Here is a 12577-nt window from a genome sequence, read left to right on the forward strand (position 1 = left end):
ACTTGAATTCGTGCGTGCCGAGTAAACAGCAACAGTTCGGCCGCAACAGCCCGACACACCGCGAGAATACGCCGATGAGTTTTGGGCGTTGACACCGTCTTAATGGTTAACCGTCGCAAATTACGGACGAAACCGACGAAAGGATCATCATCATGGAACTCTCGCTGACCGAATTTCTGACCATTGACGGCGTCTACCAAGCGCCCGGCGGCCCCGACGAAGACCTCACCGACGGCTTCACCCATGGTGGCTGGTCAGCCACTTATGGCGACGACGAGTTCGGCGAATACATCGACGCCATCTACGCCAAGACCGACGGTTTCCTACTCGGTCGCCGCACCTACGACATCTTCGCTGGCTACTGGCCCAAGGTCACCGATCCCGACAACCCGGTCGCGACGAAACTCAACACGCTGCCCAAATATGTCGCCACTGAGACACTGACGGAAAGCGATTGGGCCGGAACCACTTTCCTTAACGGCGACGTTGTCGAAGAAGTCAAAAAGCTGAAGGCGCAGCCCGGCGGCGAACTGCAAATGCACGGCTCCGGCGACCTCGCCCATACGCTCCTCGCGGCCGGCGTTGTCGACATTTTGCACCTCGCGATTTTCCCCGTCGTCGTAGGCACCGGAAAGAAATTGTTCACCGATACGGCCATGCCAACTAAGTTCCAGCTGGCGGAATCGCGAACAACTTCCAGCGGCATCATCCTCACCACTTACCGAGCCGACGGCGCACCGATCTACGGCACCATCGAAGACTGACGAGATTTTCGTAACACCCCAGCTCCGCCGAACGAAAAACTCAGCAGAAGCACATCGAAGCGACCACGATTCAATGGCGAATCGCAGAGGATCACCGACGCTCCTCGTCAAGGCCGCACGACGCGCGACTACTAGCTTCAAGTGCCACAGGGGATTTCAGGCCGCCGCGGGCAACGGTTTCGTCGCCCGCGGATGTGCTCACCGGCCGCCGATGCGCTAAGAATGACGCGACCTGAGCTATCCCTTTTATGCCAACTTGGAGCCGCGATGCGCGAGGAAACCACACTCGACACCCCGGTCGTTTCGCTGCCCGCACGGGTCGAACGCGCCCGTCAACGGATCGCCTATCAATCGGACCCGGCGCTCACCGACGCCCTTTCCGAAGACGAGCTGCGCGCCGAACGTGAACTGGCTGAACGCATTCGCACGTATGAGCGCGACCAGCGCTGGAAGCAGATCAAGTCCGCGTCCGCCCACGCCGACCGCCTGCGCGACACCACCGCCGAGCTTGAGCGCGCCGAAATGGCCGACATCATGCTCGCGCGCAAAGCCATCGCCGCGCAGCGTCGCGAGTCCGACCCACGCGCTCGGCTCGCGTCGCTTTACCGCCACCGCACGTGGTCGTTGCGCGCGCTCGCTGGCGTCGTGATCGCGGGCATGCTGTGGTCGGCGGTGAACGTGCAGCACAACATCGCGCCCGGTGGCCCCGGCGACCCGCTGTACTGGGCCAGCTTCGGTCTGGAAGCGATGATCAGCGTGTGCCTTGTCATCATCATGATCGGTACTAGCCGCGTCGCTGAGTGGGGCGTGATGGGCAACCGCACGCAGGTGATGTCGGCGGAAATCCTGCTGCTGACGCTCACGATCGCGCTCAACACGTACCCGCATCTCAAAGCAGGCGAGCTGTACGACGCGGCAGTGCATGGCGTCGCGCCCGTGATGATCGGCGTCGCACTGCTCATCCACAACGCCGCGAGCGCGCGCTACAGCACCGCGATCGTGCGGGCATCGGCGGAGATACCGCAAGACGACGATGCTGCGACGAGCTTGTCCGTAGCACCCGCGCGGTAATCACCCCAGAACGCGAAGTGGCCCGCTCCCTCAACCGAGGGAGCGGGCCGCTTTCGTTTGAACGACCTACGCTGACTTCTCGCGACGTTCCTGCCGCACCGCCTTGCGCGGCACGATCGTCGGCAGCACGTTCTCGGTGACCGTATCGGCGTTGACGACAACCTTCGCGACGTCGTCGCGACCCGGGATGTCGTACATCACCGGAAGCAGCACTTCTTCCATAATCGCGCGCAAACCACGTGCGCCGGTGCCACGCAGAATGGCCTGATCGGCGACCGCTTCCAGCGCGTCGGTGGTGAACTCCAAGTCGACGCCGTCCATCTCGAACAGGCGAACGTACTGCTTGACCAGCGCGTTCTTAGGCTCGGCCAAAATCTTGACGAGCGACTCTTTGTCGAGGTTGGTGACCGAGGCGACGACAGGCAGACGACCGATGAACTCGGGGATGAGCCCGAACTTGATCAGGTCTTCGGGCATGACCTCGGCGAAGTGGTCGTCGGTGTCGATGCTGGCCTTGCTGCGCACCTCAGCACCAAAGCCGATGCCACGGTGACCGGTGCGATCGGAAACGATCTTCTCCAGCCCAGCGAACGCACCAGCGACGATGAACAGCACGTTGGTGGTGTCGATCTGGATGAATTCCTGATGCGGGTGCTTGCGTCCACCCTGGGGCGGAACACTCGCCTGCGTTCCTTCGAGGATTTTCAGCAGCGCCTGCTGCACGCCCTCGCCGGAAACGTCGCGGGTGATCGACGGGTTCTCGCTCTTGCGGGCGATCTTATCGACCTCGTCGATGTAGATGATGCCGGTCTCGGCGCGCTTGACGTCGTAATCGGCGGCCTGGATGAGCTTGAGCAGGATGTTCTCGACATCCTCGCCCACATAGCCAGCTTCGGTGAGCGCGGTCGCGTCGGCGATCGCGAAGGGCACATTGAGCATCTTGGCCAGCGTCTGGGCGAGGTAGGTCTTGCCACAGCCGGTAGGCCCGAGCATCAAAATGTTCGACTTCGCCAGCTCGACGGTCTCGCCGCGACTATCGCGGCCCTTATCGCCAGCCTGGATGCGCTTGTAGTGGTTGTACACCGCGACAGCGAGCGTGCGCTTGGCCGTGTCTTGGCCGATCACATAGTTGTCGAGGAAGTCGCGAATCTCCGACGGCTTAGGCAGCTCGTCGAGCTTCACCTCACTCGACTCAGCGAGTTCCTCTTCGATGATCTCGTTGCACAGGTCAATGCACTCGTCGCAGATGTACACCCCGGGGCCCGCGATGAGCTTTTTGACCTGCTTTTGGCTCTTTCCGCAGAACGAGCATTTGAGCAGATCGCCGCCGTCTCCGATGCGCGCCATCTCGTAGGTCCCTACTTCCTTGTCCGAGTGCGACCGTTGCCGTCGAACGAACTAGCCGCCAAGTGGAATCTTCGGTAGCCGTCGATCAGAGCAATGGTCCCTGAGTCGACCGTACCTGTTGTGCGCGAGACAGGTCGACAACTCGCGCGAGTTCGTGTCGACCGCCACGAATAAAACCAGGCCCGTCACCGTATTCCGGTGACGGGCCCGGGCGTTTTCACTTCTGGGTGCTGAGCTTGCGGTAGTCGAAGACCTGGTCGACGATGCCGTATTCCTTGGCATCTTCTGCCGTCAGAATCTTGTCACGGTCGGTGTCTTTGCGAATTTGCTCAGGGCTCTTGCCAGTGTGGCGCGAGAGCGTCTCCTCCATCAAGCGACGCATGCGCTCGATCTCGGCGGCGGCGATTTCCAGATCGGAAACCTGACCCTGCACCCCACCCGACGACGGCTGGTGGATGAGCACACGCGCGTTCGGCAGCGCGGCACGCTTGCCGGGCGCACCGGCGGCGAGCAGCACCGCGGCGGCCGAAGCGGCCTGACCGAGGCACACCGTGACCACGTCGGGACGCACGTACTGCATCGTGTCGTAGATCGCCATCAGCGCGGTGAACGAACCACCGGGCGAGTTGATGTACATCGTGATGTCGCGATCCGGGTCCTGCGACTCAAGCACCAGCAGCTGGGCCATGATGTCGTTGGCCGAGACATCATCGACCTGAGCGCCGAGGAAGATGATGCGCTCCTCGAACAGCTTGTTGTACGGGTCGGAGGTCTTGACGCCGAAGGTGGTCTGCTCAGTGAACTGCGGCAGGATATAGCGCGCCTGCGGGCGTGGGTCGAACGTACTTGCCATCTTTTTCTCCAAGCTTCTGTCGAGTGGTTGGTGCGGCGCCGCGCTACTTCGCCTGGTTCGCGTGCGAGACCACGTGGTCGATGAAGCCGTATTCGAGGGCTTCGTTCGCCGTGAACCAGCGGTCGCGGTCGGCGTCCTCGGTCACTTGCTCGACGGACTTGCCGGTGTGCTGCGCCTGGAGCTGGTTGAGCTCACGCTTGGTGTGCGCGAACTGCTCGGCCATGATCGCGATGTCGGCCGCCGAACCACCGATGCCAGCCGATGGCTGGTGCATCATGATGCGCGTGTGCGGCAACGCGAAGCGCTTGCCCGGGGTGCCAGCGGTCAGCAGGAACTGGCCCATCGATGCGGCGAGGCCCATCGCGACGGTCTTGATGTCGGACTCAGCGAACTGCATGGTGTCGTAAATCGCCATGCCCGCGGTGACCGAACCACCCGGGGAGTTGATGTAGAGAGAGATGTCCTTGGTCGGATCCTCGGCGTCGAGCAGCAGAATCTGCGCGCACAGCTTGTTGGCGATGTCGTCATCGACCTGCGTGCCGAGGAAGATGATGCGCTCACGCAGCAACCGCTCGTACACCGAATCACTGAGGTTGAGACCAGCAGTAGCGGCTGTCATGACCCCTGCCTGGTTGATTGTCACGGATACCTGCCTTCTCTTCTCACCGATTGCTACGGCCCTACGTTTATCTGTCTCAAACCCTAACGAAGCAGGGCGGCACCGAACTCCCGGTACCGCCCTTTATCGCTTACAGCGCAATCTAAGCACGCCTCACTGACTTATTCAGCGGCTGCTTCAGAATCGTCGGAATCGACCGGCTCACCGAACAATTCGGCGGTGTCGACGACGTTGCCGTCGGAGTCGGTGACCTTGACCTGGGTCACCACGCCCGCGAGCGCCTTGCCGCGACGCACGTCGGCGAAGACCGCGCCGAGCTGGCCAGCCTGCTGAACCTGCTGGATGAACTGCTCGGGCGACATGCCGTAGCGCTGCGCCTGGAACAGGATGCGCTCGGTGAGCTCCTGCTGGCCAACCTGGGTGCCCTCGGCCTCGGCGATCGCGTCAAGCAGCAGCTGCGTTTTGACCGACTTCTCCGCGGCTTCCTGGGTGTCCTTGTCGAACTCTTCACGCGAAGAGCCCTGTGCCTCAAGGGCTTCGGCGAGCTTGGCCTCGTCGTGGTCGAAACCGTGGACGGCGTCGTGGATCACGGCGTCGACCTCAGCCTTGACGACGGCCTCGGGCAGCGGGACCTCGATGGTCTCAAGCAGGGTGTCGAGCACCTTGTCGCGGATCTGACCGGCCTGCTCGACCTTCTTGACGCGCTCAACGCGGGTCTTGAGGTCTTCCTTGAGCTCATCGATGGTGTCGAATTCGCTTGCGAGCTGGGCGAATTCGTCGTCGGCCTCAGGCAGCTCGCGCTCCTTGACCGAACCGACGGTCACGGTGATGACCGCGTCCTTGCCCGCGTGCTCGCCGGCGACCAGGGTGGAGGTGAAGTCCTTCGACTCGCCCGCCGACAGGCCGATGATGGCCTCATCAAGGCCCTCGATGAGCTGACCCGAACCAACCTCGTGCGACAGACCGGTGGTCGATGCCTCCGGCACGTCGACGCCATCGACGGTGGCCGACAGGTCGATCGAGACGAAGTCGCCGTCGGCAACCGCGCGCTCAACACCGGTGAGGGTGCCGAAGCGCTGACGCAGCGAGGTGAGCTGCTGCTCGATGTCGGCATCTTCGATGGTGAAGGCGTCGACAGCCACCTCAAGACCCGAGTAATCGGGCAGGGTGATCTCGGGACGCACGTCGACCTCGGCGGTGAAGGCGAGTTCGCTGCCGTCTTCGAGCTTGGTGATCTCGATCTCGGGCTGGCCGATGACCTTCACTTCGGCGGTCTGCACGGCTTCGGCGTACTTGTTCGGCAGCGCGTCGTTGACGACCTGCTCAAGCACGGCACCGCGACCAACGCGGGTCTCGATGAGCTTGGCCGGAGCCTTGCCGGGACGGAAGCCGGGGATCTTGACCTGGTTGGCAAGCGCCTTGTACGCCTTGTCGAATTCGGGCTTCAGCTCATCGAAGGGCACCTCGACGTTGATCCGGACCCGGGTCGGGCTCAGCTGCTCGACGGTGCTCTTCACGGACAATCTCCTTGGTCGGTGTAGCTGGCAACGCGCCCTGGCCGGGCGCGGTCTCACGATCTCGACCAGGTTAGTAGACCCGTTCGGGCGCCGTGCAAGCGGCGTGGCGGCTAGCGACCGACTTGCACCGCATCCGTGACGAACACGAGCGTTTCGTTAGGGGCGACACCGTTTCCGCCCGCGCCGTAACCAAGGTCCGGCGGCACGATGAGCAGTCGGCGCGTTCCTTGCTGAACGCCGAGAAGTCCCTGGTCCCAGCCCTGGATGACCTGACCGGACCCGAGCGTGAGGCCGAAAGGCTTGCCACGCTTGAACGAACTGTCAAGCACCTGCTTGTCCGACCACGTGACCAGTTCGTAATTCATCGTCAGTGGCTGACCGGCGGCGGCACCGATGCCGTTGCCGGGGATGAGGTCTTTGGAGATGAGCTTCTTAGGCGCGTCGCAATTGTCGGGAATCGTGATCGTTGGCGCGTTGCCGTATGCCCCTTCGACCTTGATGTCGTCGGCGGTGCATTCGCGGCCCTTGCTCGCGGTTGTCGTCTGGGTGGCGCTGCCACCAGCTTCGGTTGTCGACGAATCCGAACCGCAAGCCGAGAGGGTGAGCGCGGCGGTTGCCGCGATGCTGATGCCGACGATTTTGGCGAGAGAGTGCATTTCAGCAGGGTAATGGACTGTCGTGACCGAAACCTGTCGGCCCACGGCGGTAGGCTCGACGAGCGCGTTTGCTTTGCCGATTTCGTCCAAGCCGAGTGCGAGGAGAGTCCGCGATGACCCGTTCCGGGCACGCAAGCGATACTGCCGCCGACAACGTCGATGGCGGTGAGGGCAAGACCGTCGCCCCCAAACCGTATCGCCTGGTTGAAACGCCGGGGCCGTTGAGTTGGCCGGAGTTAGTCGCAGTCGATACGTGGTGGCGGGCTTCGAATTATCTGGCGGTCGGGCAGATCTATTTGATGCGTAATCCGCTGCTGCACACCCCGCTCGTCCCCGAAGACATCAAGCCGCGCCTGCTCGGCCATTTCGGCACGGTGCCCGGGCTCAATCTGGTGTGGGCGCACGCCAACCGGGTCATTCGGCAACGCAATCTCAACGCCGTTTACGTCGCTGGCCCGGGCCACGGTGGCCCAGGTCCGAACGCGTGCGCGTGGCTTGAAGGTGCCTACGCGGTGCTCGACAGCGACATTCCGCGCGACATCGCTGGCATGCAACGCTTCTTCCACCAGTTCTCGTTCCCTGGCGGTGTGCCAAGCCATTGCGCACCCGAGACGCCGGGCAGCTTCCACGAGGGCGGCGAACTCGGGTACTGCCTGTTGCATTCATTCGGCGCCGCGCTCGATAACCCTGATCTCGTTGTGTTTTGCGTGATCGGCGATGGCGAAGCTGAGACCGGGCCGCTTGCTGGCAGCTGGAACTTCAATAAGTTCCTCAACGCGTCGCGCGATGGTGCCGTGATCCCGATTCTCGCGCTCAACGAGTACAAGATCGCCAATCCCACGATTTCGGCGCGTATTCCACAATCTGAGCTGGTCGAGCTCATGCACGGCTATGGGTACGAGCCCATCATCGTTTCCGGCGACGACCCTTCGCTTGTTCATCAGCAGATGGCGGCGGCGATGGATACGTGCATGGACCAGATCGCCGAATTCCAGCGCAGGGCGCGCGTCGACGGCGACATGCGCCGCCCGCGCTGGCCGATGATCGTGATGCACACGCCGAAGGGCTGGACGTGTCCACCGTGGGTCGACGGCAAACGCATCGAAGGCACTTTCCGCGCGCATCAGGTGCCGCTCGCCGAAGCACGCACCAACCCGGTGCATCGCGAATGCCTTGACCTGTGGCTCAAGTCGTATTTGCCCGAAGAACTGTTTTCCGAAGATGGCGTGCCGTCGCCGGTGATTCTGGAACAGGTTCCCACGCTGCCGATGAGCCTCAACCCGGTCGCCAACGGCGGCTTGCTCATTAAGGACCTCGACCTCCCCGACTGGCGCGAATACGCGGCCGAAGTCAAAGAGCCGGGCCAGACAACCCACGAACCAACCCGCGTGCTCGGCTCGTGGTTCCGCGACGTCACCAAGAACAACCCGCACAACTTCATCACCGTCGCACCCGACGAACTGGTAAGCAACCGGCTCGGCGACATCCTTGAGGTCACCGGGCGCGACTGGCAATGCGAGGTTGGCAAGTGGGACGTCGACTTGAGCCCGCTCGGTCGCGTGATCGAGGTGCTCTCGGAAACCATGTGCGAAGGGATTCTTGAGGGCTATCTCCTCACCGGTAGGCACGGCGTTTACACCACCTATGAGGCGTTCATCCACATCTGCGACGCCATGTTCAACCAGCACGCGAAGTGGCTCGACGCCGCGCTCACGGTGCCGTGGCGTCGACGCATCGCGAGCCTGAATTACCTTCTGACGTCGCATGTTTGGCGTCAGGACCACAATGGGTTCACCCACCAGGACCCCGGCTTCCTCGACGTTGTCGCGAACAAGAGTCCCGACATCGTCCGCATCTACCTCCCGCCGGACGCCAACACGTTGCTGTCCACCTACGACCACTGCCTGCGCTCGCGGCATTACGCGAATGTTGTTGTCGCGGGCAAGAATCCGTCGCCCGACTGGCTCGACGTCAACGAGGCCGCAGTGCATTGCGCTCGCGGCGTTGGCATTTGGGATTGGGCGTGCCACAACGACACACCGGGCCACAAACCCGACGTCGTGCTCGCCTGCGCTGGCGACATCCCCACCCTCGAAACCCTCGCCGCGGCTGCCATCATTCGCGACCGGCTGCCCAACCTGCGCGTGCGCTTCGTCAACATCGTCGACCTGTTCCGCATGCTGCCCGCCGACGAGCACCCGCACGGGTTGTCGGACGCGGCGTTCGACGCGATCTTCACCACTGACCGCCCGGTGATCATCGCCTTCCACGGCTACCCGTGGCTCGTGCATCGGCTCACCTATCGACGTGCCAATCACGCGAATCTGCACGTGCACGGCTACCGCGAAAAGGGCACGACAACAACGCCTTTCGACATGGTCATGCTCAACGATCTCGACCGATTCCGCCTGGTCACCGACGTCATCGACCGGGTGCCCGGCCTCGGCGAGCAGGCTGCCGCATTACGCCAGGACATGGAGGACGCGCGCTTTATCGCCCGTCGCTACACCCGCGAACAGGGTGCCGACATGCCCGTCATCGCCAACTGGGTCTGGCCGGACGCGGCGTTCCCCACGCTGTAGACGCGGTTGCCGGGTCATCGACTCGTGAATGAGGATGGGTCGATGACCCCGCACGCACCGAACCCGCCCGCTGATTATCGTGAACTCACGGGCCCGTTCGACGTGATCGGCGACGTGCACGGGTGCCGTTCGGAGTTGGTCACTCTGCTCGGCGAACTGGGGTATGCGGTCGACTTCGACGAACAGGGTCGCGCGGTCGGGGCGGCGCATCCCGACGGTCGAACCGTGATTTTCGTCGGTGATCTGGTTGACCGTGGGCCCGATACCCCGGGTGTGTTGCGGCTGGCGATGGGGATGGTCGCGGCGGGCACGGCGCTGTGCGTCACCGGCAATCACGAGCACAAGCTGGTGCGCGCGCTCGATGGTCGCAATGTGCGGGTGGCGCATGGGTTGGCCCAGTCGCTCGACCAGCTCGCTGCCGAAGATCCCGCGTTTCAGGCGGCAGCGCTCGAATTCTGTCGGGGACTGCCGACGCACGCGTTGTTCGACGGTGGTCGCCTTGTCGTCGCGCACGCGGGGTTGGTCGAGGAATTGCATGGCAGCGGGTCGGGGCGGGCGCGGTCGTTCGCGATGTTCGGTGCGCCGACTGGCGAGGTCGACGAGAACGGCCTACCCATCCGCTACGACTGGGCACAGGACTATCGAGGCGAAGCGATGGTCCTGTACGGCCACACCCCGGTCCCCGACCTGACCTGGGTAAACAACACGCTTTGCCTCGACACGGGTGCCGTTTTCGGTGGCAGTTTGTCGGCGGTGCGCTACCCCGAACGGACCACCGTTTCGGTGCCCGCCGAGCAGGTCTGGTACCAGCGAGTTCCATAACCGTCAGTCGCGCACGGGGATTCGCGGATGGTCATGCGACCGCAATCCCATTGTCGCGGAATCGACTTAGCCGAAAGTCGGTGCGCCCGTGCGGAAATACGCCGTCGCGGGCCTACGATCAGCGCGGACGACCCGACTCAAGGCTGAGGAGAGGTTCATGCGCCGAACGATTTTCGCTTTTGTGCTCTGTCCGTTGGCAGCGATCGCGCTGGGGTTTGGTGCCGTCGCCGCAGGTGAACCGGTTACGTCCGTTTCGCCGACGTCGCCGGTCGCGCCAAGTTCACCCGTGACGCCAACCTCACCATCGAGCCCCGACGTGCCCGCTCTGCCTGAGGCACCGGTTCCGGGAGTTTCGACGCCGGGCGCGTCGGCAAGCCCATCTGCCAGCCCCGGCGCGTCGAGCACGTCAACTCCCCCGAGCACATCGCCCTCGCCTACCCCCGGCGCATCGACACAGCCCGCCAACGGCACCCTCGCCGTTCACGCCTTCACCGGCTCGGAGCCAATGCCGGTGAACCGCGCGGACATCACCGTAACTCAGTGCGGCACAACCAAATCCGTTGCTCACCTGATCAGCGGACGCGACGGTCAGGCACGCATCACACTGCCAATCGGCTGCTACGAGGCAACGGTCGCAACGGTTCCCGGCGGCTGCTCCCTCGGCGACCCGACCCCGGCCCGCGTCACGGTGACGGAAACGACGGAAGCCCGCGCCAGCTTCCGCTTCCACTGCGCATAACCAAGATCAGCACGCTCTCCTGGCGGCGTTCCCCGAGAGGAATTCGCCACCAGAACGTGTTGATCTTGAATACCCCGCCAAGAGACCAAGATCACCAGGCTCTGAGGTAAACAAACGTCGAGTGGGAAAATCCCTGAGCGCCTGGTGATCTTGAATCTGGCCGGGCATTCAGCGGAAAGGTCGACCAAATCACGTCCGGTCGGAGCGTCCGCGTGCTTCGTAAGCGGCGGCTCCGAAACGGTCAACGGGCGCCCGACGTTCGGGGGTCCGCGCGCGTAGTTAGCGGCAACCCACCAGTCTGTCGAGGGCAACCGCCTCCGCCATGCGCGCGTATCCCGCCGCGTTCGGGTGCAAATTGTCCGGGCCCGCGTACCGCGCGGCGAGGATGTCAGGGTTGGCCGGGTCGCGCAGGGCGGCGTCGAAGTCGACGACGGTATCCGACAGCCGCTGCTCACGAATCCACGCGTTCACCCGCTGACGGACCGGCGGCGAGTACGGCAGCGTGAGCATTCCGTCGGCGATCGCATTGCTCGCGGGCAGAATCGTGCCGAGGTGCACCGCGATGCCCGCACGATGCAGCCGGTCGATCAACGTCGTGAAGCCAGCGATGATCTCGTCGGCACTCGCGCCAATGGGAATGCCAAGGTCGTTAATGCCTTCGAGCACGATCACATCGGTGACGCCCGCCTTGTCGATCACGTCTGCCTGCAACCGGGCGTTAGCTGCTGGGCCGAATTGTGGGATAAACCCGTCGCGAGTCACGCGGTTTCCTGAAATGCCCGCGTTGAGCACGCTGAACGGCGCACCAGCCGCGTCGATGCGCCGTTGGAGGAAATCGGGGTAACGCACGTCGCGGTCAACGACGCTCGGCTCCTGCGGGGTGCCGAGGATCGTCGCGGAAACGTAGCCATCGGTAATCGAATCACCAAAGGCGACAACCGAACTCACGCCGACGGCATCAACGTCGAGTCCGGCGACAAGCGGAACCGCGGTGGTGCGCAACGGGAAGGCGTCACTGGTTGTCGCGCCGGTGTGGTCGCCGGCGAAGGGCAACGTCAGGTAACTGGTCGCGTTGCCGTTGAAGTGCTCGGTTGGCAACGCCGCGAGGCCGGGAACGTAAACGCTCACCGAAACGCGACCGAACGCGGTTGTCGTGAGGTCGACCGGGTCGCTGACGATGTCGCTCCACGGCGCGATCGTCGCGCTCGTACTGCCATGGAACGTCACCGTGCGAAGCGAATCCGCTTGCACCGCACCGTTTTCCGATGCGACGGCAACGGTCACCCGCCCGATCTCCATCGGCAGGGGCCGCGTCCGATTGGTGAGATGCAGCCGCACCGTCGAACCGCCGCGATGCGGGGTAACGACAACGCGGTAGGTCTGATTCGACACCGAAAGCTGCGGCACTAGCGCGGGATCGAGCACGCTCAGCGAGTCCGACGGCGCGGCCATCCAACTACCAACCCAGCCATCGCCGCACGCGGGCGCAGCAGAGCCGGGCGGACTCGCGGCAACCAGCCCCGCACAGGTCACGACCGCCATCGCGGCAAACTTAGCTAGGTGTCGCATATCACTAATTCGGCCCCTCACCGCCGTGAGGCTAACGA

10 protein-coding genes and 1 pseudogene are annotated in these 12577 nt (G+C 63.5%); 5 read left to right on the forward strand and 6 right to left on the reverse strand.

All coding sequences use genetic code 11. The features are described 5' to 3' along the window. Window positions 1–152: 152 nt before the first annotated feature. Together IEX78_RS20235 and IEX78_RS20240 are read left to right on the forward strand one after the other, a co-directional pair. A complete protein-coding gene (locus IEX78_RS20235) occupies window positions 153–764 on the forward strand; it encodes a dihydrofolate reductase family protein (protein WP_229684132.1) in 612 nt (203 codons plus the stop codon). Window positions 765–1031: 267 nt separating this feature from the next. After that, on the forward strand, window positions 1032–1835 hold the full coding sequence (locus IEX78_RS20240; protein ID WP_188830595.1) for a hypothetical protein: 804 nt from the start codon (window positions 1032–1034) through the stop codon (window positions 1833–1835). 66 nt (window positions 1836–1901) lie between these two features. Here IEX78_RS20240 and clpX read toward each other — a convergent pair whose 3' ends face one another. From clpX to IEX78_RS20265, 5 genes are all read right to left on the reverse strand, one after another. Then, the gene (gene clpX, locus IEX78_RS20245; protein ID WP_188830596.1) at window positions 1902–3182 is read right to left on the reverse strand and encodes an ATP-dependent Clp protease ATP-binding subunit ClpX; all 1281 of its coding nucleotides are present in this window, start codon (window positions 3180–3182) and stop codon (window positions 1902–1904) included. Between the two features lie 217 nt (window positions 3183–3399). Continuing rightward, the gene (locus IEX78_RS20250) at window positions 3400–4035 is read right to left on the reverse strand and encodes an ATP-dependent Clp protease proteolytic subunit (RefSeq protein WP_188830597.1); all 636 of its coding nucleotides are present in this window, start codon (window positions 4033–4035) and stop codon (window positions 3400–3402) included. Between the two features lie 43 nt (window positions 4036–4078). Beyond that, the gene (locus tag IEX78_RS20255; RefSeq protein WP_229684133.1) at window positions 4079–4654 is read right to left on the reverse strand and encodes an ATP-dependent Clp protease proteolytic subunit; all 576 of its coding nucleotides are present in this window, start codon (window positions 4652–4654) and stop codon (window positions 4079–4081) included. Window positions 4655–4815: 161 nt separating this feature from the next. After that, window positions 4816–6171, reverse strand: coding sequence for a trigger factor (gene tig, locus IEX78_RS20260; RefSeq protein ID WP_188830598.1), 1356 nt, complete (start codon window positions 6169–6171; stop codon window positions 4816–4818). 110 nt (window positions 6172–6281) lie between these two features. Beyond that, window positions 6282–6827 carry an FKBP-type peptidyl-prolyl cis-trans isomerase gene (locus IEX78_RS20265; RefSeq protein ID WP_188830599.1) on the reverse strand — a complete coding sequence of 182 codons (546 nt, stop codon included), beginning with the start codon at window positions 6825–6827 and terminating at the stop codon, window positions 6282–6284. A gap of 113 nt (window positions 6828–6940) precedes the next feature. Here IEX78_RS20265 and IEX78_RS20270 point away from each other — a divergent pair, with 113 nt between their 5' ends. The 3 genes and pseudogenes from IEX78_RS20270 (at window position 6941) to IEX78_RS20280 (ending at window position 10970) form a co-directional block, all read left to right on the forward strand. Beyond that, entirely contained in the window at window positions 6941–9409 is a 2469-nt protein-coding gene (locus IEX78_RS20270) for a phosphoketolase family protein (RefSeq protein WP_188830600.1), read from the forward strand. Between the two features lie 72 nt (window positions 9410–9481). Then, window positions 9482–10225 (forward strand): annotated as a pseudogene (locus tag IEX78_RS20275) (metallophosphoesterase); the annotation flags it as partial. A 163-nt stretch (window positions 10226–10388) separates the two neighbouring features. Then, complete coding sequence (locus IEX78_RS20280) at window positions 10389–10970, forward strand: hypothetical protein (protein WP_188830602.1); 582 nt, start codon at window positions 10389–10391, stop codon at window positions 10968–10970. A 279-nt stretch (window positions 10971–11249) separates the two neighbouring features. Here the strand turns inward: IEX78_RS20280 and IEX78_RS20285 are convergent, their stop codons facing one another. Then, window positions 11250–12512 carry a GDSL-type esterase/lipase family protein gene (locus IEX78_RS20285; RefSeq protein WP_229684134.1) on the reverse strand — a complete coding sequence of 421 codons (1263 nt, stop codon included), beginning with the start codon at window positions 12510–12512 and terminating at the stop codon, window positions 11250–11252. Window positions 12513–12577 lie beyond the last annotated feature (65 nt).

It is taken from the genome of Nocardia camponoti (assembly GCF_014646135.1).
GTDB classification, from domain to species: domain Bacteria; phylum Actinomycetota; class Actinomycetes; order Mycobacteriales; family Mycobacteriaceae; genus Nocardia; species Nocardia camponoti.

Excerpts from the sequence above, each read along its gene's own strand:
- IEX78_RS20285 (WP_229684134.1), bottom strand. The coding sequence starts at position 12,512 with ATGGCGGTCGTGACCTGTGCGGGGCTGGTTGCCGCGAGTCCGCCCGGC.
- clpX (WP_188830596.1), bottom strand. The coding sequence starts at position 3,182 with ATGGCGCGCATCGGAGACGGCGGCGATCTGCTCAAATGCTCGTTCTGC.
- IEX78_RS20280 (WP_188830602.1), top strand. The coding sequence starts at position 10,389 with ATGCGCCGAACGATTTTCGCTTTTGTGCTCTGTCCGTTGGCAGCGATC.
- IEX78_RS20240 (WP_188830595.1), top strand. The coding sequence starts at position 1,032 with ATGCGCGAGGAAACCACACTCGACACCCCGGTCGTTTCGCTGCCCGCA.
- IEX78_RS20265 (WP_188830599.1), bottom strand. The coding sequence starts at position 6,827 with ATGCACTCTCTCGCCAAAATCGTCGGCATCAGCATCGCGGCAACCGCC.
- IEX78_RS20235 (WP_229684132.1), top strand. The coding sequence starts at position 153 with ATGGAACTCTCGCTGACCGAATTTCTGACCATTGACGGCGTCTACCAA.
- IEX78_RS20270 (WP_188830600.1), top strand. The coding sequence starts at position 6,941 with ATGACCCGTTCCGGGCACGCAAGCGATACTGCCGCCGACAACGTCGAT.
- IEX78_RS20255 (WP_229684133.1), bottom strand. The coding sequence starts at position 4,654 with ATGACAGCCGCTACTGCTGGTCTCAACCTCAGTGATTCGGTGTACGAG.
- IEX78_RS20250 (WP_188830597.1), bottom strand. The coding sequence starts at position 4,035 with ATGGCAAGTACGTTCGACCCACGCCCGCAGGCGCGCTATATCCTGCCG.